The sequence below is a fragment of the Streptomyces niger genome, from assembly GCF_000718305.1.
Classification (GTDB): Bacteria; Actinomycetota; Actinomycetes; order Streptomycetales; family Streptomycetaceae; genus Streptomyces; species Streptomyces niger.
The window spans coordinates 31,202-54,485 of record NZ_JOFQ01000024.1; the positions used below are offsets into that span (position 1 = coordinate 31,202).

The window sequence follows — 23,284 nt, forward strand, 5'->3', positions numbered from 1 at the left end:
AGCCCGTTCCGGCCCACGATGCCCGTACCGGCCCCGACCGCACCTCCTGGCCCGACCGAAGGAGTCCCGCAGTGACCGACCGGACCGAACCGCCGGCGGGCCCCGGCTTTCCCGCGCCGCCCTGGCGCGCCCGCGGCAGCCTGTGGCTGTCCCTCTTCCGTACGCGCGCGCCGCTGCCGCTCCCCACCGGCCTCACGCCCCTCGGCAGCCGGCGCCTGCTCGCCGTCCTGCTCGTGCGCTACACGGAGGGGACGCTCCGGTACGACGAGTTCGCGGTCGCCTCCCCGGTCCGCAGCGGCCGCCACGTGGGGCTGCACTGCCACGGCATCTGGGTGGACTCCGAGGCTTCGTTGCGCGGCGGCCGCGACCTGTGGGGCATCCCGAAGGAGCCGGCCCGGTTCTCCTGGAGCGCGGACTCCGTCCGCGTGTCCGACGACGCCGGGACGATCGCGGCCCTCCGCGTGGGGCCGCACGGCAGGTGGCGCGTTCCGGTGCCGTACGCCCCCGGCCACGTCTTCGGGCGGATCGGCGCGGACCGCGTCCAGCTAGCCGGCCGGCTCTCCGGGCGGCTGCGGACCGGCCGGCTCGGCGCCTTGGAGTGGAGTGGGCGACTGCCGGAGCTGCGGCGCGCGGAGCCGTTCTGCGCGCTGGCTCTCTCCCCCGCGCGCTTCTTCTTCCCGGCGGGGACCGTCGTCGACTCCCGGGGCGGGCCACTGCCGGGGCGCCCCGGCCGGGCCACCGGCCCCGACCCACGCGCCTGAACAGGGGTCGGCACGTCCGGCGAAGGGCAGAAGTCCCGTCGTCCGGCCTGCCGGTTACGGTGGTGTCGCACATCAGCGGGGGGCAACTCCCCCGTTGCCGCATAAGCTCGTGACCGGGCGGTGCCGGGGCCGGGTGCCCCGGGCGGCCCCGTCCGCCGGAAAGAAAGTTGTGAGCAGGGTGTTGAGGCAGGCCAGCGGGCCTACGAGGAGTGCGGGGTAAGCGGGACGATGCACATCGTCATCATGGGCTGCGGGCGGGTCGGATCCGCGCTCGCACAGACCCTGGAGAACCAGGGCCACACGATCGCCGTGGTCGACCAGGACCCCACCGCCTTCCGGCGGCTGGGCTCCGGCTTCGGGGGCCGCCGGGTGACCGGCGTCGGCTTCGACCAGGACACGCTCCGCGAGGCGGGCATCGAGGAGGCCGGCGCGTTCGCGGCGGTCAGCAGCGGCGACAACTCCAACATCATCGCCGCCCGGGTGGCCCGGGAGATGTTCGGCGTGGAGAACGTCGCGGCCCGCATCTACGACCCGCGCCGCGCCGAGGTCTACCAGCGCCTGGGCATCCCGACCGTGGCGACCGTCCGCTGGACCGCGGACCAGATGCTGCGCCGGCTGCTGCCCTCGGGCGCCGAGCCGCTGTGGCGGGACCCCAGCGGCGGTGTGCAGCTCGCCGAGGTGCACACCGACGCCTCCTGGGTCGGCCACAAGGTCAGCCGCCTCCAGGAGGAGACCGGGGTACGGGTGGCGTTCCTCACCCGGCTGGGCGAGGCCATACTGCCGACCTCGCAGACCGTCCTGCAGGAGGGCGACCTGGTGCACGTGATGATGCGCACCGACGACGTGGAGAAGGTCGAGGCGGCGTTCGCCGAAGGGCCCGAGGAGGCAGGCGCATGAGGGTCGCGATCGCTGGTGCGGGAGCGGTGGGACGCTCCATCGCGGGAGAGCTCCTGGAAAACGGCCACGAGATCCTGCTGATCGACAAGGCGCCCACCGCCATCTCGGTGGAGCGGGTGCCGCAGGCCGAGTGGCTGCTGGCCGACGCCTGTGAGATCACCTCGCTGGACGAGGCGGCGCTGCAGCGGTGCAACGTCGTCATCGCGGCGACCGGTGACGACAAGGTCAACCTCGTCGTCTCGCTGCTGGCCAAGACCGAGTACGGCGTGCCGCGGGTGGTCGCCCGCGTCAACAACCCGAAGAACGAGTGGCTCTTCAACGAGTCCTGGGGCGTCGACGTCGCGGTCTCCACGCCGCGCCTGATGTCCGCGCTGGTCGAGGAGGCGGTGAGCGTCGGCGACCTGGTACGGCTGCTGCGCTTCAGCCACGGCGACGCCAACCTCGTCGAGCTGACGCTGCCGCCGGAGGCGGCGCTCGCGGGCACCCAGGTCGGCGACGTGGAGTGGCCCGAGGACACCTCGCTGGTGACGATCATCCGCGGGACGCGGGTGCTGACGCCGAACAAGGAGGACGCGCTGGAGGCCGGTGACGAGTTGCTGTTCGTCGCGGCGCAGGCGCGGGAGGAGCAGTTGGAGGACCTGCTCTCGATGCGGCGGCCTACGGAGTAGGCGGTGAGCCGACCGATGGCGGAGGGCCCGGAACCGTACGGTTCCGGGCCCTCCGCCATCGCATCAGGGGCGCGGGGCGTGTCGGTCATGCGGCCCCGCCGCGTGGGCGCGGCCGGTCACCGCGGCGCCGCACCAGGCGATGACTGCCGCGGCTAGACGTCCCGGGTCGTCGACTCTTGAGCGCGGACCCGGTCCTCCGCCTCCATCTCCGCGATCACGTCGATCGGGGCCGGGGCCTTCGCGAGGAAGATCCAGGTGAGGTAGACGCAGAGCAGGAACGGGGGGATGCCGAGCGCGACCTTGACCCAGCCGAGCTGCGTCGCATCGCCCCACCAGTACAGCGGGAAGAGGATCGCCGACTTGGCGAGCAGGATGATGCCCCAGGCCCAGGTGGACTTGGTGTACGCCGAGAGCCGGCCGGGGTTGCGGGTGCGCCAGGAGAGGTTCTCGCGCAGTATCGGGCCGAGCAACACGCCGATCAGCGGGAACTTGAAGAGCGCCGAGACGATGTAGACGACCGCGAGCCCCAGCGTGTAGAGCATGCCGGGCAGGTAGAAGTTCTTGGCGTTGCCGGACATCATCGCGAAGACCGCGCCGAACGCCACGCCGAAGACGCCGCTGAGGGCGTGCTTGAGCGTCTGCTTCCGGGCCAGCCGGGCCAGCGCGAGGACGACCGTGAGGCCGACGGCCACGATCGCGGCCAGCTGGATGTCCCGCTTGATCGTGTAGAGCAGGACGAAGACCAGCCCCGGCACGGTGGTGTCCACCATGCCCCAGACCCCGCCGAACGCTTCCAGCAGCGCCTTCTCGGCGGACTCCTTGCCCGGTGCGTGCGCCCCCCGGCGATGGCCGGACGGCGCCGTGGCGTCGTCCGTCGGCTGATCCTCGTTGCTCGTGGTCGTCTTCTCGAACGACGTCACCGGCTACTCCTGTCCGAGCGGTCGGAGTTCGTACTTCGGATTGAACAGCACCCGGCGCCCGTGGCTCATGGAGATCCGGCCGGAGGCGATGAGCTTACGGCCCGGTTCGATACCGGTGATGGCGCGCCGGCCGAGCCAGACCACGTCCAGCGCCGCCGAGCCGTCGAACAGCTCGGCCTCCAGCGCCGGCACCCCGGCCCGAGGGCGCAGCGTGACGTGCCGCAGCGTACCCGTGACCTTCACGATCTGGCGGTCGTCGCAGTCGCAGATCCGCGTACAGCCCGCGTTCTGCGCGTCCTGCTGCAGCTCGGCGGACTGCAGCTCCTCCTCGGAGGAGGACAGCCTGTCGAGCATCCGGCGGAAGCGTCCGGCCGGCTTCTCGGAACGGGTCCCAGCACTCATACAGCCAGCGTACCGGCCGCCTCCCGGCGGGATCACCGGCCCGAGCCCGGTGACCGGGAGCAGCGGAGCCGGATACGGATCACTGTTCGAAGCGGTAGCCCATGCCCGGCTCGGTGACGAAGTGCCGCGGATGGGACGGATCCGCCTCCAGCTTGCGGCGCAGCTGGGCCATGTAGACCCGCAGATAGTTGGACTCGGTCCCGTACGAGGGCCCCCAGACCTCCTGCAGCAGCTGTTTCTGGCTGACCAGCCGGCCGGTGTTGCGGACCAGGACCTCCAGCAGGTGCCACTCGGTGGGGGTGAGCCGGACGTCGCGGCCGCCGCGGTTGACCTTCTTGGCGGCCAGGTCGACGGTGAACCCCTCGGTCTCGACCAGGACGGCGGCGTCGGCGGGCCCGGTGGGCTCGGCGCGGCGCACGGCGGCCCGCAGCCGGGCCAGCAGCTCGTCCATGCCGAACGGCTTGGTGACGTAGTCGTCGGCGCCCGCGTCCAGCGCCTCGACCTTCTCGTCGGAGGTCTGCCGGGCGGAGAGCACCAGGATCGGCACCCGGGTCCAGCCGCGCAGTCCCCTGATCACGTCCACGCCGTCCATGTCGGGCAGGCCGAGGTCGAGGACGACCACGTCGGGGTGGCGGGCGGCGGCGAGCCGGAGCGCGGTGGCGCCGTCGGGCGCGGCGTCCACCTCGTACTTGCGCGCCTTGAGGTTGATCACGAGGGCGCGGACGATCTGCGGCTCGTCATCGACCACGAGCACCCGGTTCATCGGGCCTGCCTTTCCCGCGGACGGCACCGGAGCCGCCGCAGTCGGTGTACGGGGAGCGGGCGCGCTCACGTCGTCGCCCGAGCGGGGAGGCCGGGGCTGACCGGCGGGTGGCCGGGCGCAGCGCGCAGGGTCAGGACCATGGTCAGACCGCCTCCTGGGGTGTCCTCGGCGGCGAGGGTGCCGCCCATGGATTCGGCGAAACCGCGGGAGACGGCGAGGCCGAGGCCTACGCCCGCGCCACGCGGGGCGTCGCCGTAGCGCTGGAACGGCTCGAAGATGCGGTCCTTGGCGGCGTCGGGGACGCCGGGGCCGCGGTCCACGATGCGTACCTCCACGCGCTCGCCGAGCGCGCTGGCGGCGACCGTGACGGGCGCTCCGTCCGGGCTGTACTTCACGGCGTTCTCCACGAGATTGGCCACGCACCGCTCCAGCAGGCCGGGGTCGACGGCGACGATGGGCAGCTCCTCGGGGATCTCCAGGCAGACGCTGCCTTCGGGGACGCCGCCGAGCGCCATCGGGACGACCTCGTCCAGGTCGGTGTCGCGGATCAGCGGGGTGACCGTGCCGGTCTGCAGCCGGGACATGTCCAGCAGGTTCCCGACCAGGTGGTCCAGCCGGTCGGCGCCGTTCTCGATGCCCGCCAGCAGCTCGGCCTCGTCCTCCTCGGACCAGGCCACGTCGTCGGAGCGGAGCGAGGTGACGGCGGCCTTGATGCCGGCCAGGGGCGTACGCAGATCGTGGCTGACGGCGGCGAGCAGGGCGGTGCGGATGCGGTTGCCCTCGGCCAGCTCGCGGGCCCGCTCGGCCTCGCCGACCAGCCGCTGGCGGTCCAGGACGACGGCGGCCTGGGCGGCGAAGGCGCCGAGCACCCGGCGGTCCTCGGCGGGCAGCTTGCGGCCGGTGAGCGCGAGGGCCATGTGCTCGTTGACCGGCATGTCCACGTCCGCGTCCTCGGGGCGGCCCGGTGCCTTGCCCTCGCCGACGCTGCCCGCGCAGCTCCACGGCTCGACCTCGCTCCCCCGCTCCAGGAGGGCGACGGCGTCCATGGCGAAGGTCTCGCGCACCCGTTCCAGCAGCGCGTCCAGCGTGGTCTCGCCGCGCAGCACGCTGCCGGCCAGGAACGACAGGATCTCCGCCTCGGCCCGTAGTCGGGCCGCCTGGTGGGTGCGGCGGGCCGCCAGGTCCACCACCGAGGCGACGGCCACCCCGACCGCGAAGAAGATCGCGATGGCCACGATGTTCTCGGGGTCGGCGATGGTGACGCTGTGGGTGGGTGGCGTGAAGTAGAAGTTCAGCAGGACCGACCCGACGGCTGCCGAGGCGAGCGCGGCCGCCAGCCCGCCGAGCAGGGCCGCCGCCACGGTCAGGAACAGGAACAGCAGGACGTCGTTGGCGAGCCCGGGGCCGCTGTCGAGGTTGTACAGCAGCAGCGTGAGCAGGACCGGGCCCAGCACGCCGGTGAGCCAGCCGGCCAGCACGCGGGAGCGGCTGAGCCGGCCGCCGCGGGCCACCGGCAGGCCGCGGCCCTTGGCGACCTCGTCGTGGGTGACGATGTGGACGTCCAGGTCGGGCCCTGAGTCGCGGGCGACGGTGGCGCCGACACCCGGGCCCAAGACGTACTGCCAGGCCTTGCGGCGACTGGAGCCCAGCACGATCTGGGTGGCGTTCACCCCGCGCGCGAACTCCAGCAGCGCGCTCGGCACGTCGTCGCCGATGACGTGGTGGAAGCTGCCGCCCAGGTCCTCGACCAGGGTGCGCTGGACGGCCAGCTCCTTGGGCGAGGCGCCGGTGAGCCCGTCGCTGCGGGCGATGTAGACCGCCATGACCTCGCTGCCGGAGCCCTTGGCAGCCATCCGCGCGGCGCGACGCAGCAGCGTCTTGCCTTCGGGGCCGCCGGTGAGGCCGACGACGATGCGCTCGCGGGCCTGCCAGGTGGAGCGGATGGAGTGCTCGGCGCGGTACTGCTGGAGGTACTCGTCGACCCGGTCGGCCACCCACAGCAGCGCCAGCTCGCGCAGGGCGGTGAGGTTGCCGGGCCGGAAGTAGTTCGACAGCGCGGCGTCGACCTTGTCGGAGGCGTAGATGTTGCCGTGCGCCATACGGCGGCGCAGCGCCTGAGGCGACATGTCGACAAGCTCGATCTGGTCGGCACGCCGGACCACCTCGTCGGGGACGGTCTCGCGCTGCCGTACACCCGTTATGGACTCCACCACGTCACCGAGTGATTCCAGGTGCTGGATGTTGACGGTGGAGACGACGTCGATGCCGGCTTCGAGCAGCTCCTCGACGTCCTGCCAGCGCTTGGCGTTGCGCGAGCCGGGCACGTTGGTGTGGGCCAGCTCGTCGACCAGCGCGACGGCCGGCCTGCGGGCCAGTGCCGCGTCCACGTCCATTTCGGTGAACGTCGTGCCCCGATGGCTGAGCTGCCGGCGCCCCAGCTCCTCCAGGCCGTGCAGGAGCACCTCCGTGCGCGGCCGGTCGTGGTGTGCCACGAAGGCGACGACGACGTCCGTACCGCGCTCCAGGCGCCGGTGCGCCTCGGAAAGCATGGCGTACGTCTTGCCGACGCCCGGCGCCGCGCCGAGGTAGATGCGAAGCTTGCCGCGTCCCATGGCCCCATTGTCTTACCTGTGAGCTGCCCATGACCGGGCCGTTACCGCTGCCGACCCTACCGAGCGGGAACGGGACGAAGGCCGCATACGGGGAAGCCGGGGGGTGGTCTTGACGGGACCCTGACGGACCGCTCGGGCGGCGGCGTGGGCGGCAGTCTTCGCTGCGGCGTGAACGGCGGCGTTCGCGGCGGCATGGGCGGCGGCAGCGTGGGCGGGCAGGACTGTCCGGGCTGTCAGTGCCGCGCACTACTGTGTTGAGAAGGGGACCTCAATGCACCCCCATGGGGGAAACGAGGGGCGAAACGGTACGCCGTCACGCGACACGCAGCACGCGATACGCAGCACACGGTACGCAGCACGCGACACCCGGCTCACGCCCCCGCGGCCCGCGGCGCCCCTACCGTACGGGGTGCCGCGGCCGCGGGACGGGTACGAGCGTGCGGTCAGCGGATCTCGGTGATCTCCGGGCCGCGCTCCAGACGCTCCACGCCGCCGCCGAAGCGGGACTGCGAGGCGTCGTCCTGCTGGACGCCCTCCGGCACCATCTGGGCGTCGTCGGGGAGCTTGAGGACGATCGGGTCGCGGGGCGCCATCGGGCCCTCGCCGCGCACCACGACCGTGTCCCGGAAGATCTGCTCCAGCAGCCCGGCGGCCTGCGGCTGCACCGCGCCCTGGCCGGAGATCACGCCACGCAGGAACCACCGCGGGCCGTCCACGCCGACGAACCGCACGACCTGCACGCCGTTCGTCCCGTCCGGCAGCTGCACCGGCACCTGGGCCCGCAGCTCCCAGCCCAGCGGGCCGTCGACCTCGTCGATGACGCCGCCCTGCTGGGTGATGCCGGAGGCGATCTCCTGCCGCACCTCGCCCCAGATGCCCTCGTTCTTGGGGGCGGCGAAGGCCTGCAGCTGCACGGCGCTGTCCTGCAGCACGATGGTCGCGGCGACGATCGCGTCACCGGCGACCTCCACCCGCAGCTCCATGCCCTCCACGCCCGGTACGAAGAGGCCGCCCAGGTCCACCCGGCCCTCGCCCGGATTGCCGACCTCGGAGATGTCCCAGGGGCCGTCGGGCCGCGGGGCCGGCGGAAGGCTCACGCCGTAACTCTCGTCGTCCGCACCGGACTCGTCCGACGCCGTCTCCTCGGCAGGATCGACCGCCTCGACCGCGTCGTCTGGAGCCTCGTTCTTCTTGCGACGTCCGAACACGTCACTGTCCTTCCCGGTCGGCACCGACCGATGCGTATCCATTCCCGCCCGTGGGGCCGCCCACCGCCGCATGACCGCCGGTGGACCCGAATCCCCCCTCGGCCCGCGCCGAGCCGGGAAGTTCCGCCACCTCGTGGAAGCGCACCTTCTCGACCTGCTGGACGACCAGTTGGGCGATCCGGTCGAACCTCTCGAACCGCACGGTCTCGCGCGGGTCCAGATTGACCACGATCACCTTGATCTCCCCACGGTACCCGGCATCCACGGTCCCGGGGGCATTCACGAGTGCCACACCGCAGCGGGCGGCGAGGCCCGACCGCGGGTGCACGAACGCGGCGTACCCCTCGGGCAGCGCGATGGCCACCCCCGTGGGGAGCACCGTGCGCTCCCCCGGGGCCAGTTCGGCCGCCTCCGTGGTGACGAGGTCGGCCCCCGCATCGCCCGGGTGCCCGTATGCGGGCAGCGGAACCTCCGGATCGACGCGCCGGATCCGCACGTCCACGGGGCGCCGCGGCTGCGGTGTCTGAAGGGGCTCGGTCACGGGTTCACCTCGAAGGCGCGGGCGCGGCGTACTTGGTCGGGGTCGGCCATCGCGGCCTCGATCTCCTCGGGCCGGCCGTTCTGGATGAAGTGCTCGACCTTCACCTCGATGAAGACCGCGTCGGCGCGGACCGCGACCGGGCCGTCCGGGCCGCCGATCCGGCCCACGGCGTGCGAGTAGATCTTCCGCCCGTGCACCGCGGTGACCTCGGCGTCCAGGTGCAGGACCGTGCCGACCGGTACCGGCCGCAGGAAGTCGGTCTCCAGCCGGCCGGTCACCGCGATGGCCTGGAGCAGCCAGTTGAGCGAGCCGAGCGTCTCGTCCAGCGCCGTGGCCAGCACGCCGCCGTGCGCGAGGCCCGGCGCGCCCTGGTGGGCCTCCTTGACGGTGAACTCGGCGCTGACGCGCACGCCCTCTCCGGCCCGCGCCTCCAGGTGCAGGCCGTGCGGCTGCTTCCCGCCGCACCCGAAACATCGGTCGTAGTGCGCGCCGAGCAGTTCGCCGGGCGCGGGTGCTTCGGGGTGCCGTACCGGCGCGGCGGCGTCCGCGGGCGGCGTCAGCGATGTCCTGTCTCCACTCACAGGTGGAGACCCTACCCGCGCGCGCGGAGCACGCGCGCGCACGTGCCAAGCTGGACGCATGCAGTCGTACGAAGAACGCCTCACAGCGCCCCGTTCCTGGTGGGTGATCGCCGTCGCCGTCGGCGTCGCCTGCGCCCTGATGCTGCTGCCGCTCGGGACGCTGCCGATGCTCGGCGGGCTGGTGGGCGGCGCCGCGCTGGCCGCCGTCCTGGTGAGCGCGTACGGCTCGGCCCGCATCCGGATCGTGGGCGGCGCGCTGATCGCCGGGGACGCGAAGATCCCGGCCGAGGCGCTGGGCGAGACGCACATGCTGGACGCCGAGGAGGCCCGGGCGTGGCGTACGTACAAGGCCGACACCCGTGCGTTCATGGTGATGCGCAGCTACATTCCGACGGCCGTGCGGGTCGAGGTGACCGATCCGGCGGACCCGACGCCGTACGTCTACCTGTCGACGCGGCATCCGGAGGAGCTGTCGGCGGCGCTGGCGGCGATCCGGGCCTGAGAGGACGCTACGGGGAGAGCGCTTCGGGGCGTATCCGGGGGAGCCTCGGAGCCTACCCGGGGGGAAAGCTTCGAGGGCGGGTCAGTCGTCCCGGCCGGGCTCGTGCTGTCCGGGCTCGTGCTGTCCGGGCTTCCGGCGGCCGGTACGGCCGGTTCTGGCGCGGCCGGTGAGCCGCTTGGGCTCGGGGGCCGGGGCCGGGTCCGGGAGGGCGTCCCAGGGGACCTGGCGGCGCCGCAGGTCCCGGCGGACCTTGCCGGCCAGCTTGGCGGTGTCCCGGCGGTTCATGAACGCGCCGACCGCCGCACCCACCATGAACGGCGTCATGCTGGGCAGATTGCGCATCATGCGCTTCATGATCTGCTGGCGCAGCTCGCGCTTCATCTGTCCGCCGAGCGCGAGGTTCAGCGAGGCCGGGGCGGCGACGTCGACGCCGCGCTCCTCGGTCCAGGCCTGGGCGTACGCCAGGCCACGGGCGGTGCGCCCGCCCTGCGGGCGCAGGCCGTAGACCTCGTGCAGCTCGGCGATGAGCTTGATCTCGACCGAGGCGACGCCGACGACCTCGGCGGCCAGCTCGGCCGGCATGGCGGGCGGCACCGGCAGCATGGCCGCGGCGCCCACTCCGGCACCGACCGTGGCGGTGCCTCTCGTCGCCCCCGCGACGAGTCTGTCGGCCAGCTCCTCGGGGGTCAGGCCGGGAAACTGGCGGCGCAGCGTGGCCAGGTCGCGGACCGGGATCCGCGGGGCGGCCTCGATGATCCGGTCGGCGGTCCAGGAGAGTCCCGACCGCACCGTGACGCCGCTTCTGCGGGCGCCGGCGGCCGTTCTGGCCGCGAGCGTGGCCGCACGGCCACGCTCCCTCAGCGCTTCGGTGCCCCGCTCCGCGGGGAGGGCGGTCCGGTCGGTGGGCACGGGCGCGGTCTCGCCGCGTCTGTGTGCTCCGGCCGCCGGACCGGTCTCGCCCTGATTGCCTCTACGGAACGGTTTCACTGAGCTTCACCTCACGCTGTCGTCCCGGTGACCGCGGCTCGGGGCGGCGCCTGTCCGGGAGACCGCCGGTCTCCCTCGCGGGCGCGTACGGGCCACGGCCTCGGCCCGCCCTCAGGCCGCGCAGTCGCGGCAGATGGGCTGGCCGTTCTTGTCCTCCGCCGCCAGCTGGCTGCGGTGGTGGACCAGGAAGCAGCTCATGCAGGTGAACTCGTCCTGCTGCTTGGGCAGGACCCGTACGGCGAGCTCTTCGTTGGACAGGTCGGCGCCGGGCAGCTCCAGGCCTTCGGCCTGCTCGAACTCGTCGACGTCGACGGCCGAGGCGGACTTGTCGTTCCGCCGCGACTTCAGCTCTTCGATGCTGTCCTCGTTGAGGTCGTCATCGGTCTTGCGTGGTGTGTCGTAATCCGTAGCCATGGTCGCTCTCCCCCTCTGGGTGTCTGCGGTGTCTCAGCGCTCGTAACGCGTGAGAGGCCGGACTTGTGCCCGACCTGAGGCGGAGATTTTGCCTCACATCAAGGTCTGTTACTCAATCGACACCCAACCGCACCCCTGAAGAGGTGATCGGATTGGATGGCGATAGGACCGTACACGGTCCTAAAGTCGCACCTCGCGCTTGCCATCACGTGTACTTCCCGTGATCGGACCCCCGGGAAACCCGGAGTTTCCCGGCGTTCCGAGGGCCCTGGCGATCACGGAGAGTAGACGGCCCGGAATTCGCGCCTGTGATCGATCACACATGCCCGGGCCGCCGAACGGACCGGTCGAATTCCGCGCAAAGCGAACTCGGGGCGAAGGATGACCGGACTCCCCCGGCCGCGTCAAGCCGGACCCGCGGGAGCGGTGGCCGGAACTCTCACACCGGGAGCACCACGCGCATGTCCATGCCTCCGCCCTCACGCGGTACGGCGGTGATCGTGCCGTCGTGCGCCCGGACCACGGACCGCACGATGGACAGGCCGAGGCCCACGCCCTTGTCGCTGCCCGTGCGCTCCGTACGCAACCGTCGGAACGGCTCGAAGAGGTTCTCCACCTCATAGGCGGGGACCACCGGACCGGTGTTGGAGACCACCAGCACCGCCCAACCGGGCTGCGCCTCGGTGGTCACCTCCACGAACCCGTCTTCGGGCACGTTGTACCGCACGGCGTTCTGTACGAGGTTCAGCGCGATGCGCTCCAGGAGCACGCCGTTGCCCTGCACGAAGACCTGCTTGCGTACGCCGCGCAGCTCGACGCCCTTGGCCTGCGCCTCGGTCCGGGACTGCTCGATGGCCTGCGAGGCCACCTCGGCCAGGTCGACCGGCTTCCGGTCCACGATCTTGTTCTCGCTGCGCGCGAGCAGCAGCAGGCCCTCGACGAGCTGCTCGCTGCGCTCGTTGGTCGCCAGCAGGGTCTTGCCCAACTGGGCCAGCTCCGGCGAGGCGTCCGGGTCGGCGAGCTGCACTTCGAGAAGCGTGCGGTTGATGGCCAGCGGCGTACGCAGCTCGTGCGAGGCGTTCGCCACGAAGCGCTGCTGCGATTCGAACGCGCGGTCCAGCCGGTCCAGCATCTCGTCGAACGTGTCGGCGAGCTCCTTCAGCTCGTCGTCCGGGCCGCCCAGCTCGATCCGGCGGTGCAGGTCCGAGCCGGCCACCCGCTGCGCGGTACGCGTGATGCGGCCGAGTGGCGAGAGGACGCGGCCCGCCATCGCGTACCCGAAGGCGAACGCGACGATGGTCAGGCCGACCAGCGCCATCAGGGAGCGGTTCAGGAGGTTGTTCAGGGCCACCGCGCGCTGCTGGGAGATGCAGGTGTTGATGGCCGAGTTCAGCTGGTCGACGTTGTTGGTGGCAGCACCGGGACAGCGGTCGGTGACGATCCGGAAGTCCGACCCGATGATCTTGAAGGGTAGCTGGTTGCCGTCCTGCAGGGCGTTGGCCGCCAGCATGTAGATGATGGCCAGCAGCACGATGCCCGCCATCAGGAACATGCCGCCGTACAGCAGCGTGAGCCGTATCCGGATGGTCGGGCGCAGCCACGGGAAGGGCCGGACCGGCGGTTTCGGGTCCCAGGTGGGCTTGGGCGGTGCGGGCGGCGACTGAGGCGCCGCTGGTGTCGTTGCCATTGCTCTGCTCAGATCCGGTAGCCGGAGCCCGGTACGGTCACGATCACGGCGGGCTCGCCGAGCTTGCGGCGCAGCGTCATGACGGTCACCCGGACCACGTTCGTGAACGGGTCGGTGTTCTCGTCCCAGGCCTTCTCCAGCAGCTGCTCGGCCGAGACGACCGTGCCCTCGCTGCGCATCAGGACCTCCAGCACCGCGAACTCCTTGGGCGCGAGCTGGACCTCCTTGCCGTCGCGGAAGACCTCGCGGCGGTTCGGGTCGAGCTTGATGCCGGCCCGCTCCAGGACCGGCGGCAGCGCCACGGTCGTACGGCGCCCGAGGGCGCGCACGCGAGCGGTCAGTTCGGTGAAGGCGAACGGCTTGGGGAGGTAGTCGTCGGCGCCGATCTCCAGGCCCTCGACGCGGTCGCTGACGTCGCCGGAGGCGGTCAGCATCAGGACGCGGGTGGGCATGCCCAGCTCGACGATCTTGCGGCAGACGTCGTCGCCGTGGACCAGCGGGAGGTCGCGGTCCAGCACCACGACGTCGTAGTCGTTGACCGCGATCCGCTCCAGCGCGGCCGCGCCGTCGTACACCACGTCGACCGCCATGGCCTCCCGGCGCAGTCCGGTGGCCACCGCATCGGCGAGCAGCTGCTCGTCCTCGACGACGAGTACACGCACGTCGCTAGTCCTTCCTCACGGCCCCGCCGAACAGGGCACACACATTTTTCGAGCACGTCCATCCTGCCCCCAAGAGCCGTAAACCGGCTGTAAGAGGAGGTGCGGACGCTCGCCGCGGGACCGCGGCTACCCGATTGGCAGCGATTCACCGCCTTCTTGAGGTTTCCGTGAGGTTCGCCATGGGGAGGACGATTGCACACTCGCGATCACGCCCTGCACGACGCCGTACCCACGCGCGGACGGCAGCCCGCAGGGACCACGCCGTGATCTCCCTCAACCACACCCCCGTGGACGAGGGGCCCACACCCGTCGGCACACCCCCGTGCCACCGACCCACGACGAGGGGGCGCACCATGGACGCGTTCACCGCAGGCATTCTGCAGCGCATAAAGAGCACCGAAGCCGACCTGGACCGGGCCCGCGAAACCGGCGACGACTTCCTCGCCGACGTCGAGCAGGCCGAGCTGGAGGACCTGCAGCGACTGGCCTCCGAGCACGGTGTGGAGGTCGGCGCGCCCAGCGCCTGACCCCGCACGCCCCGCACGAAGGGCGCCCCGGCACCGAGGGGACGGTGCCGGGGCGCTTCGTCGTGTCCGGGGACGTACCCGTGTCGTACGGCGGCACGGACGGTCCGTACGACGCTCGGCTCGGCGGGTTCGGAGATCGCGCCGAAAGGCGGGCCGTACGGCGCCGTGCGCGACCCGCACGGCGCCGCGGACCCCGGACCCCGGTCAGTCGTGCCAGGCGCCCAGGTCCTCCAGCAGGGGCTGCAGCGCCTCGAAAACCGCCGGGGAGGCGGCGACGGTGAGGTCCGGGGACACCGGGTCGCCGGGGCGGCCGCCGGTGAGCGCGCCGGCCTCACGGGCGATCAGCTCGCCCGCCGCGTAGTCCCACGGGTTCAGGCCGCGCTCGTAGTAGGCGTCCAGCCGGCCGCAGGCCACGTCGCAGAGGTCGATCGCGGCCGAGCCGCCGCGCCGTATGTCGCGCACCTGCGGAAGCACGGAACCCAGGACGGCGGCCTGCGCGGCGCGCCGCTCGGCCACGTACCCGAAGCCGGTGCCGACCAGGGCCTGGGACAGTGGCGGCGCGGGCCGCACCCGGACCGGCGCGCCGTTCAGGAAGGCGCCGCCGCCGAGCACCGCGTGGCTGGTCTCGCCGCGCACGGGGGCCGCGACCACACCGACGATCGTCTCGCCGTCCTTCTGGGCGGCGATGGACACCGCCCAAGAGGGCAGGCCGTAGAGGTAGTTGACGGTGCCGTCGATCGGGTCGATCACCCAGCGGATCCCGCTGGTCCCCTCGGAGCTGGCGCCCTCCTCCCCCAGGAAGCCGTCCTCGGGGCGGTGCTCGGCGAGGAAGCCGGTGATCAGCTTCTCGGAGGCGATGTCCATCTCGGTGACGACGTCGATGGGGCTGGTCTTCGTCGCGGCCACCCCGAGGTCGGCGGGGCGGCCGTCGCGCAGCAGGTCACCGGCGCGGCGGGCGGCCTCCAGGGCCAGCGCGAGAAGCTCTTCCTTCGGTTCACCGCTGTGCGGCGAGGCGTCCTTCAGGGGATGGGACACGGTGCTCCTTGTTCGTACGGAGAGGTGGCTCCAGGGGGCTGCACGGGCTCCTAGGCCCCCGCAGTCGCGCCGCTCCAGTCGGCGCCGGCGGCGGCCGGCCGGGGGGTGCGGGCCGGGCAGCAGCCGACCGGGCAGAGGTCGTGGCTGGGCCCCAGGGCGCCGAGCGCGCAGCGCTTCGGGGCGCGGTCGCGCTCGGCCGCCGCGCGCTCCAGGAGCAGGTCGCGGACGGCCGCGGCGAACCTCGGGTCGGCGCCGACGGTGGCGGACCGGGTGACCGGCAGGCCCAGCTCGGCGGCCTTGGCGGTGGCCTCCGTGTCGAGGTCGTACTTGACCTCCATGTGGTCCGAGACGAAGCCGATGGGGGCCATCACGACGGCCGGGACGCCTTGGGTGTGCAGCGTCTCCAGGTGGTCGCAGATGTCGGGCTCCAGCCAGGGGATGTGCGGGGCGCCGCTGCGGGACTGGTAGACGAGCTGCCAGGGGTGGGCGATGCCGGTCTCCTCGCGGACGGCCTCGACGATCACCTTGGCCACGTCCAGGTGCTGCGCCACGTACGCGCCGCCCGCACCGTCCTCGGTGTGCTCCTCCGGCCGCCCCGAGGTGTCGGCGGCGGCGGTGGGGATGGAGTGCGTGGTGAACGCGATGTGGGCACCCGCGCGGGCGTCCTCGGGCAGCTCGGCGAGGGAGGCGAGCACCCCGTCGACCATGGGGCGGACGAAGCCGGGGTGGTTGAAGTAGTGCCGCAACTTGTCGACCTGCGGTACCTCCAGGCCCTCGGCCGCCAGGGCGGCGAGCGCGTCGGCCAGGTTCTCCCGGTACTGCCGGCAGCCCGAGTACGAGGCGTACGCGCTGGTGGCCAGCACGGCGATGCGGCGGCGGCCGTCGCGGACCATGTCGCGCAGGGTGTCGGTGAGGTACGGCGCCCAGTTGCGGTTGCCCCAGTACACCGGCAGGTCCAGGCCGTGCTCGGCGAAGTCCTTGCGCAGGGCGTCCAGCAGCTCGCGGTTCTGCGCGTTGATCGGGCTCACACCGCCGAACAGGAAGTAGTGCTGTCCCACCTCCTTGAGGCGCTCACGGGGGATGCCGCGGCCGCGCGTCACGTTCTCCAGGAACGGGACCACGTCGTCGGGCCCTTCGGGGCCGCCGAAGGAGAGGAGGAGCAGGGCGTCGTAGGGAGCAGGCACTGACTGTTCGGGCATGTTTCGATCCTCCCACCCGGCACTGACAGCCGGAAAACCGGAGGCACCTTCCGTGCGTCACCCGTAAGCTGTATGACTGCAGTACGTTCCTTACTGCCGCCCTGTACCGTCTCCCCGCGGTCCCCGCGGATCCTCACCTGGCGGAGCGCCCCCTTGCCCAGTCCCTACCGCGCCCTGTTCGCCCGGCCCGGCACGAAGTCCTTCTCCGCCGCCGGATTCCTGGGGCGGATGCCGCTCTCCATGACCGGCATCGGCATCGTCACGATGGTCTCCCAGCTCACGGACCGGTACGGGCTGGCCGGCGCGCTCTCGGCAACGGTCGCACTGGCCGCCGCGGTACTGGGCCCGCAGATCTCCCGCCTGGTGGACCGGCACGGCCAGGCCCGCGTCCTGCGCCCCGCCACGCTCGTCTCACTGGCCGCGCTCGCCGCCCTCCTCGTGGCCGCCCAGCAGCGCTGGCCCGACTGGACGCTCTTCGTCTTCGCCGCCTGCGCGGGCTGTGTACCGAGCGTCGGCGCGATGGTCCGCTCCCGATGGGCCGAGGTCCACCGCGGCTCCCCCGACATGCTGCACGCCGCGTACTCGTGGGAGTCGATCGTCGACGAGTTCTGCTTCATCGTCGGACCGATCCTCGCCATCGGGCTCTCCACGTCGTGGTTCCCCGAGGCCGGGCCCCTGCTGGCCGGCGTCTTCCTGGCGGCGGGCGTCTTCTGGCTGACCGCACAGCGCGCCACCGAACCCGTGCCGCACCCCCGCGAGCACCACTCCAAGGGCTCCGCGCTGCGCTCCAAGGGCCTGCAGGTCCTCGTGGCGACCTTCGCCGCCACCGGCGCGATCTTCGGGGCGATCGACGTGGTGACCGTGGCCTTCGCGGAAGCCGAGGGCCACAAGGGCGCGGCCAGCGTCGTCCTCGCGATCTACGCGCTCGGGTCCTGCTCGGCCGGCGCGGCCTTCGGGATGCTCCGCCCGGCCGGCCCGGCGGCCCGCCGCTGGGTCCTGGGCGTCCTCCTCATGGCCGTGAGTATGATCCCGCTCCAACTGGTCGGGAACCTGCCGTTCCTGGCCGTGGCGCTCTTCGTCGCGGGCCTGACCGTCGCTCCCACGATGGTGACCACCATGGCCCTGGTCGAGCAGCACGTACCGCGCGCGCAACTGACCGAGGGCATGACCTGGACGAGTACCGGGCTCGCGGTCGGGGTGGCGCTCGGCTCGTCGGCCGCCGGCTCGGTGGTGGACGCGGCCGGAGCCCGCGCGGGGTACGTCGTGCCGGCCGTGGCGGGGGCGCTCGCGGCCGCGGTCGCGTTCCTCGGATACCGCCGGCTGCGGCCGGCGCCGACGCGGGCGGGGGCACCCCTGCCCCCGGCAACGGGAGGGCTGGGCGCACATGACAGTGGCACGAGCGACACGGGAGAACGCGTGGCGTAACTGGGCGGGGAACGTCGAGGCCCGCCCCGTACGGAGCGTGGCCCCGGCCTCCACCGAGGAACTGGCGGCGGCGGTACGACAGGCGGCCACGGACGGGCTCACCGTGAAGGCGGCCGGCACCGGCCACTCCTTCACCCCGGCCGCCGCCACCGACGGCCTCCTCATACGCCCCGAGCGGCTGAGCGGCATACGGAAGGTGGACCGCGCCGCCGGCACGGTCACCGTGGCCGCCGGCACGCCCCTGAAGGACCTCAACGCGGCGCTCTCCGGGCAGGGCCTGTCGCTGGCCAACATGGGCGACATCATGGAGCAGACGGTCTCGGGGGCCACCAGCACCGGCACCCACGGCACCGGCCGGGACTCCGCCTCCCTCTCCGCGCAGCTCGCAGGGCTGGAGCTGGTCACCGCCGACGGCTCCGTACTGCGCTGCTCGGCACAGGAGAACGCGGGCGTCTTCGCGGCGGCCCGGCTGGGCCTGGGCGCCCTGGGAGTCCTCACCGAGCTGACCTTCAAGGTCGAGCCGGAGTTCCTGCTCACGGCCCGCGAAGAGCCGATGTCCTTCGACCGGGTCACCGAGGACTTCGACGCCCTCGTCGCCGAGAACGAGCACTTCGAGTTCTACTGGTTCCCGCACACCGGGAACTGCAACACCAAGCGCAACAACCGCAGCCAGGGCCCCGCGGCACCGAACGGCACCGTCAGCGGCTGGGTCGACGACGAGCTGCTCTCCAACGGCGTCTTCCAGGTCGCCTGCGCCGTCGGCAAGGCACTGCCCGCCACCATCCCCGGCATCGCCAAGCTCTCCAGCCGCGCGCTCTCCGCCCGTACGTACACCGACATCCCCTACAAGGTGTTCACCAGCCCGCGCCGGGTGCGCTTCGTGGAGATGGAGTACGCCGTCCCCCGAGAGGCCGCGGTCGCCGCACTACAGGAGCTGCGCGCGCTGGTCGAGCGCTCCGGCTTCCGGATCAGCTTCCCCGTGGAGGTACGCACCGCGCCCGCCGACGACATCCCGCTGTCCACGGCCTCGGGACGGGACAGCGCCTACATCGCGATGCACATGTACCGGGGCACGCCGCACGAGGCCTACTTCACCGCCGCCGAGCGCATCATGACCGCGCACGGCGGCCGGCCGCACTGGGGCAAGCTGCACACCCGGGACGCGGCGTACCTGGAAGCGGCCTATCCCCGCTTCGGTGAGTTCACCGCGCTACGGGACCGGCTGGACCCGGAGCGGGTGTTCGCCAACCCGTACCTGCGGCGGGTGCTCGGCGACTAGCGGCACGGTGGCCCCGGGGCGGACCCCGGGGCCACCGCCCCGCTTCAGGAGGAGCCGCTTCAGGAGGAGCCGGGAGCCTGGGACTGTCCGGCGCCCTGCGCGCTGCCGGAGTCGCTCCCCGCGTCCTGGTCGTCGGTCGCGTCACCGTCGGCCCCGTCGGTCGGCGTGGGCGCCGGGTCCGAGGAGGACTCGTCGCCGTCGCTCGGCGACGGGCTGGGCGAGGTGGACGCGCCGTCCGAGCCGTTCTCCGTACCGCTGTCCCCGGCCGGATCCGAGCTGGAGGGCGACGGGGACCCGTCGTCCGAGGAGTCCGGCTGCGGCGTCGGTGACTCGGTGGCGCCGCCGCCCTTCTCCGTGTCCCCGGTGGACGTGCTCGGCGACGGCGTCGGCGTCGACGGGGCGTTGCCGCCACCGCCGGGCCGGAAGAGGTTGGTGACCGACGTGCCGCGAGCGCCCGAGGCGTCGTGCCCGGTGGCCAGCTCGAAGGCGGTCACCCCGGCCATCGCGAGCAGGAAGACCGCCAGGCCCACGAGCCAGGTACGGCGCCGGCCCCGCCACCGGGTGCCGTAGACGGTCCGGCTGATCTCCTCGCCCGAGGTCTCCGCCACCGAAGCACCGGCGGGCGGCTCCCCTTCGGGGGCACCGTCGGACGGCTCCACGGAGGCCGCGGCGGACGGCTCCGCCACCGTACGCAGCGCCATCGTGCGCGCGTCGCGCCGCGGCACGGGACGGGTCTCGTCCTCCGCGCCTTCAGGGGCCGTGGGGCAGAGCGCCCGGGTGGCCACCTCCGACAGCACGGGCATCGCCCGGGTAGCGTCGTCCGTCCCAGCGGCAGCGCTCGCGGGATCACGGTCGGCGGCCCGGTCCATGGCCGCCGCGACAGAGGTGACCTCGTCCTCGGCACCGTCACGCCCGAACGTGGGCAGCACCATCGTCACACCCGGCCCGGACCCCGGTCCGGGCCGGGAGGCCTCGCGCGCGTACGCACCGGAGGCGGCCGCCCGGCCACCGAGCTGCTGACGGCGGCGTGGCCTGGGCCGCGTACTGACCGTCGCCTCCTTGACCTGCTCACCGGTGCGGCGGAAGAGGTGCTGGAAGATCGACCCGCCCGTGGTGGCGACCACGCTCACCACGCCGGCGCCGATGACCGTCCCGTAGACGCCGAGCCGACCGGCCAGGTAGGCGGCGACCGCCGCGGCGAGCGCGCTGCCCGCCACTTGGGGGACGCTCAGGTCGAGCCTTTTCTCCTTCCCGGTCTTCTTTGTCTGGCTATCGGTTCTGTCGTCCATTCCACGCCCTTGATCGACGCTTCGATCGGTCTTGCACACAGAAGGGACATTTGGGCGAACTGAATAGTTCCGTTTCTGGCGTTTCTGTGAAGCAGGTCACATTTTCGGTGTACGTCGCCGCAGCCCCCGGAAGTAGAGAGGTCGACAAGGCGACCGAACTCCGTTGTCCAGCGAAAACTTGGCGGCGCGGCGGCCCACCCCGGTGGTCCGAATGGAGTACTGTTGCGAATCCTGGCCCCGGTTACCCGTCCGGCTGCCCGGACCCACGGGAGGGGCCCAAGGCGGCGCTCGCCCCGGGGTGCCGCCACTCGGCACGGGGTACTGGTAGACAGGGCAACCGGTACGGTCACCGGAGGTTGCAAACTGGTTACCGTGTCATAACGGCGTTTCAGGGCCACAGCCTGACGCGCCGGGCAACTCGGCAATGTTGTGGCAGGCTGCACCCGGGCAGGCCACACTCGACTAGCGGAAGCAGCGACGCACGTGACGTCGGCAGGCACCACCCGGGAGGTCCCCATGCCCGAACTGCGTGTCGTGGCCGTCTCGAACGACGGCACACGGCTGGTGCTCAAGGCTGCGGACAGCACCGAGTACACGCTGCCGATCGACGAGCGGCTGCGTGCCGCGGTGCGCAACGACCGTGCACGCCTGGGCCAGATCGAGATCGAGGTGGAGAGCCACCTCCGGCCACGCGACATCCAGGCCCGCATACGGGCCGGCGCATCCGCCGAGGAGGTCGCCCAGCTCGCCGGCATCCCCGTCGACCGGGTGCGGCGCTTCGAGGGCCCCGTACTGGCAGAGCGCGCGTTCATGGCCGAGCGCGCCCGTAAGACACCCGTACGCCGCCCCGGCGAGAACACCGGTCCGCAGCTGGGCGAGGCGGTCGCCGAGCGGCTGCTGCTGCGCGGCGCCGACAAGGACAGCGTGCAGTGGGACTCCTGGCGCCGCGACGACGGCACCTGGGAGGTCCTGCTGGTCTACCGCGTTGCGGCCGAGCCGCACTCCGCGAGCTGGACGTACGACCCGCCCCGGCGGCTCGTGCAGGCCGTGGACGACGAGGCGCGGGCGCTGATCGGCGAGACCGACGACACCCCGGAACCGAGCTTCCCGTTCGTCCCGCGGATCGCACGGCTGCCCCGCGACCGGCCGTTGGACCGGTCCCTGGACCGCCCGCAGCCCGCGGAGCGCCCCGCGCCGCCGGACCTCGAGGACGACGTCCCCGCGGCGTCGGCCGAGGAGCTGGAGGAGCGGGACCCGCGCGACTCGCTGACCAGCCTGCTGGAGGCGGTGCCGAGCTTCCGCGGCGACCTGGTCGTCCCGGAACCGAAGACGCCGCCGGACGACGAGCCGGCGACCGAGGCCGAGGTCGAGGAGGAGCCGGCCCCGGCGGCGAGCGCGGGCGCGGGCTCCGCGTACGCCGACGTACTGATGCCGCGCGCCGTCGCGGGACACCGGGACCGGCTCACGGGCACCACCGACCGCCAGGCCGAAGCGGACGGCGTCCGCCCCGGCCGCCGCGCCGCCGTGCCCAGCTGGGACGAGATCGTCTTCGGTACACGGCGCGGCAAGAAGCCGGACGCCTGACCGCCTGGCGGTCAGGCGCACGGCCGGCCCGATCAACGCTCCCACCGACCGAATCCCCCGGTGCGGAAACGGTCCTGCAGGGACGCTGCCTGAGCGCTGCCGGGGCGCAGTAAGCGTCCCCGGCAGCGCTGCGTTCCGTAAGGGGCCTGCGGGCTCACGCCTCCGCTGGCCCCGCGCCCGGCCAGGGCACCGGCGGGCCGGTCAGCCCGCGTCGCTTCCCGTGGCCACCGGGCGGGACGGGTCGGACGACCACTCGCTCCACGAGCCGACGTACAGGGCGGCCGGTACGCCCGCCACGGCCAGCGCCAGGACCTGTTGGGCGGCGGAGACCCCCGAGCCGCAGTAGACGCCGACCTCCGCGTCCGGCACGGCCCCGAGGGCGGCAAACCGCGCGGCCAGCTCGGCCGCCGGCCGGAGCGTGCCGTCGGCGGTGACGTTCTCGGTCGTCGGCGCGGAGCGCGCCCCGGGGATGTGGCCGGCGACCCGGTCGATCGGCTCCACCTCGCCGCGGTAACGCTCCCCGGCCCGCGCGTCCAGAAGCACCCCGCGACGGGCCAGAGCGGCCGCCTCGTCGGCGTTCAGCACCGGCAGCGCACCGGGCGCCATCGTGAAATCGCCGGGCTCGGGAGCGGGCTCCTCGCCGGTCAGCTCGCCGCCCGCCGCCCGCCACGCCGCCAGGCCGCCGTCCAGGACCCGTACGGCCTCGTGCCCGGCCCAGCGCAGCAGCCACCAGGCCCGGGCAGCCGCCCACCCCTGGGCGCCGTCGTACACGACCACCTCGCGGTCCTTGGAGACGCCGGCCGCGCGCATCGCGGCGGTGAAGACCTCCGGGTCCGGGAGAGGGTGCCGGCCCGCGGCGCCGGCGGGCCCGGCCAGTTCGCCTTCCAGGTCCACGTAGAAGGCGCCGGGCAGGTGGCCCGCCTCGTACTCGGGGCGTCCGGGCGGGCCTCCGAGCTGATAGCGGACGTCGAGAAGCACCGGAGGCGTACCGCCCGCGAGCTCGCTCGCCAGTTCGGAAGCGGAGATGATGGCATTCATGGCCCCATCCTTGCGCAGTCACGGCGGGGCCACGCCGATCAGGGCCAAGTCCGTACGGAATGGCGGAGAGCGGGGCACGAGGAGGCCGTCGCACCGGGCGGTGACAGCGGTCTTTCGGCGGTGACAGCGGTCCTCACATCGGACGGTGACAGCGGTTCTTCACGCTGGGCGGTGACATCGGAAGAAACGAACCTGCGTCATCACATCGAGCGCTCTCCGGCACCACCGCACACCCGGTTCACACCTTTCGCGCGACGGGCGGCGCGGCCGACCCGCACCACGCACCCGAGGGTGCGAGCATCT

General features: G+C 72.7%; 23 protein-coding genes. 8 read left to right on the forward strand and 15 right to left on the reverse strand.

Annotated features, from left to right (window positions below; genetic code table 11):
* Positions 1-71: 71 nt before the first annotated feature.
* From IF20_RS31715 to IF20_RS31725, 3 genes are all read left to right on the forward strand, one after another.
* A complete protein-coding gene (locus IF20_RS31715) occupies positions 72-761 on the forward strand; it encodes an acetoacetate decarboxylase family protein (RefSeq protein ID WP_052868852.1) in 690 nt (229 codons plus the stop codon).
* A 228-nt stretch (positions 762-989) separates the two neighbouring features.
* Positions 990-1,658, forward strand: a complete 669-nt coding sequence (locus tag IF20_RS31720; protein WP_052868853.1) for a potassium channel family protein — start codon at positions 990-992, stop codon at positions 1,656-1,658.
* Complete coding sequence (locus IF20_RS31725; RefSeq protein ID WP_052868854.1) at positions 1,655-2,326, forward strand: potassium channel family protein; 672 nt, start codon at positions 1,655-1,657, stop codon at positions 2,324-2,326. Before IF20_RS31720 ends, IF20_RS31725 begins: the two co-directional genes overlap by 4 nt.
* 152 nt (positions 2,327-2,478) lie before the next feature.
* On the opposite strand, the gene IF20_RS31730 is transcribed toward IF20_RS31725, so the two are convergent.
* From IF20_RS31730 to IF20_RS31760, 7 genes are all read right to left on the reverse strand, one after another.
* Complete coding sequence (locus tag IF20_RS31730) at positions 2,479-3,246, reverse strand: DUF3159 domain-containing protein (protein WP_052868855.1); 768 nt, start codon at positions 3,244-3,246, stop codon at positions 2,479-2,481.
* Positions 3,247-3,249: 3 nt separating this feature from the next.
* Positions 3,250-3,648, reverse strand: coding sequence for an OB-fold nucleic acid binding domain-containing protein (locus IF20_RS31735; RefSeq protein ID WP_110944724.1), 399 nt, complete (start codon positions 3,646-3,648; stop codon positions 3,250-3,252).
* Positions 3,649-3,727: 79 nt separating this feature from the next.
* Positions 3,728-4,411 (reverse strand): response regulator, encoded by a 684-nt coding sequence (locus tag IF20_RS31740; RefSeq protein ID WP_052868857.1) that lies wholly within the window; start codon positions 4,409-4,411, stop codon positions 3,728-3,730.
* 65 nt (positions 4,412-4,476) lie between these two features.
* Positions 4,477-7,023, reverse strand: coding sequence for a sensor histidine kinase (locus tag IF20_RS31745; RefSeq protein WP_052868858.1), 2,547 nt, complete (start codon positions 7,021-7,023; stop codon positions 4,477-4,479).
* Between the two features lie 443 nt (positions 7,024-7,466).
* Positions 7,467-8,231: a DUF3710 domain-containing protein gene (locus IF20_RS31750; protein WP_052868859.1), complete on the reverse strand. Its 765-nt coding sequence runs from the start codon at positions 8,229-8,231 to the stop codon at positions 7,467-7,469.
* Between the two features lies 1 nt (position 8,232).
* Complete coding sequence (gene dut / locus IF20_RS31755) at positions 8,233-8,772, reverse strand: dUTP diphosphatase (RefSeq protein ID WP_052868860.1); 540 nt, start codon at positions 8,770-8,772, stop codon at positions 8,233-8,235.
* Positions 8,769-9,353, reverse strand: coding sequence for a PaaI family thioesterase (locus IF20_RS31760; RefSeq protein ID WP_052868861.1), 585 nt, complete (start codon positions 9,351-9,353; stop codon positions 8,769-8,771). The genes dut and IF20_RS31760 overlap by 4 nt, the downstream gene beginning before the upstream one ends.
* 58 nt (positions 9,354-9,411) lie before the next feature.
* On the opposite strand from IF20_RS31760, the gene IF20_RS31765 reads away from it, so the two are divergent.
* Complete coding sequence (locus IF20_RS31765; RefSeq protein ID WP_052868862.1) at positions 9,412-9,855, forward strand: DUF3093 domain-containing protein; 444 nt, start codon at positions 9,412-9,414, stop codon at positions 9,853-9,855.
* Between the two features lie 81 nt (positions 9,856-9,936).
* Here IF20_RS31765 and IF20_RS31770 read toward each other — a convergent pair whose 3' ends face one another.
* From IF20_RS31770 to IF20_RS31785, 4 genes are all read right to left on the reverse strand, one after another.
* Positions 9,937-10,764 carry a hypothetical protein gene (locus IF20_RS31770; RefSeq protein WP_110944725.1) on the reverse strand — a complete coding sequence of 276 codons (828 nt, stop codon included), beginning with the start codon at positions 10,762-10,764 and terminating at the stop codon, positions 9,937-9,939.
* A gap of 189 nt (positions 10,765-10,953) precedes the next feature.
* Positions 10,954-11,256, reverse strand: coding sequence for a DUF4193 domain-containing protein (locus tag IF20_RS31775; protein ID WP_003982531.1), 303 nt, complete (start codon positions 11,254-11,256; stop codon positions 10,954-10,956).
* A gap of 439 nt (positions 11,257-11,695) precedes the next feature.
* Positions 11,696-12,943, reverse strand: a complete 1,248-nt coding sequence (locus IF20_RS31780; RefSeq protein WP_052868863.1) for a sensor histidine kinase — start codon at positions 12,941-12,943, stop codon at positions 11,696-11,698.
* An 8-nt stretch (positions 12,944-12,951) separates the two neighbouring features.
* Positions 12,952-13,605, reverse strand: a complete 654-nt coding sequence (locus IF20_RS31785; RefSeq protein ID WP_030062975.1) for a response regulator transcription factor — start codon at positions 13,603-13,605, stop codon at positions 12,952-12,954.
* Positions 13,606-13,958: 353 nt separating this feature from the next.
* Here IF20_RS31785 and IF20_RS39490 point away from each other — a divergent pair, with 353 nt between their 5' ends.
* Positions 13,959-14,132, forward strand: a complete 174-nt coding sequence (locus IF20_RS39490) for a hypothetical protein (protein WP_199896844.1) — start codon at positions 13,959-13,961, stop codon at positions 14,130-14,132.
* Between the two features lie 204 nt (positions 14,133-14,336).
* On the opposite strand, the gene IF20_RS31790 is transcribed toward IF20_RS39490, so the two are convergent.
* Together IF20_RS31790 and IF20_RS31795 are read right to left on the reverse strand one after the other, a co-directional pair.
* Positions 14,337-15,167: an inositol monophosphatase family protein gene (locus IF20_RS31790; protein ID WP_052868864.1), complete on the reverse strand. Its 831-nt coding sequence runs from the start codon at positions 15,165-15,167 to the stop codon at positions 14,337-14,339.
* Positions 15,168-15,217: 50 nt separating this feature from the next.
* Positions 15,218-16,366: a ferrochelatase gene (locus IF20_RS31795; protein WP_052868865.1), complete on the reverse strand. Its 1,149-nt coding sequence runs from the start codon at positions 16,364-16,366 to the stop codon at positions 15,218-15,220.
* Positions 16,367-16,519: 153 nt separating this feature from the next.
* Here IF20_RS31795 and IF20_RS31800 point away from each other — a divergent pair, with 153 nt between their 5' ends.
* Complete coding sequence (locus IF20_RS31800; protein ID WP_052868866.1) at positions 16,520-17,791, forward strand: MFS transporter; 1,272 nt, start codon at positions 16,520-16,522, stop codon at positions 17,789-17,791.
* Positions 17,751-19,070 (forward strand): D-arabinono-1,4-lactone oxidase, encoded by a 1,320-nt coding sequence (locus IF20_RS31805; protein ID WP_052868867.1) that lies wholly within the window; start codon positions 17,751-17,753, stop codon positions 19,068-19,070. The genes IF20_RS31800 and IF20_RS31805 overlap by 41 nt, the downstream gene beginning before the upstream one ends.
* A 59-nt stretch (positions 19,071-19,129) precedes the next feature.
* On the opposite strand, the gene IF20_RS31810 is transcribed toward IF20_RS31805, so the two are convergent.
* Positions 19,130-20,359, reverse strand: coding sequence for a hypothetical protein (locus IF20_RS31810; RefSeq protein ID WP_199896845.1), 1,230 nt, complete (start codon positions 20,357-20,359; stop codon positions 19,130-19,132).
* Between the two features lie 483 nt (positions 20,360-20,842).
* Between IF20_RS31810 and sepH the strand changes: the two genes are divergently transcribed.
* Positions 20,843-21,943: a septation protein SepH gene (gene sepH, locus IF20_RS31815; protein ID WP_110944726.1), complete on the forward strand. Its 1,101-nt coding sequence runs from the start codon at positions 20,843-20,845 to the stop codon at positions 21,941-21,943.
* Positions 21,944-22,144: 201 nt separating this feature from the next.
* Here sepH and IF20_RS31820 read toward each other — a convergent pair whose 3' ends face one another.
* Positions 22,145-22,981, reverse strand: coding sequence for a sulfurtransferase (locus IF20_RS31820; protein ID WP_052868870.1), 837 nt, complete (start codon positions 22,979-22,981; stop codon positions 22,145-22,147).
* Positions 22,982-23,284: the final 303 nt, after the last annotated feature.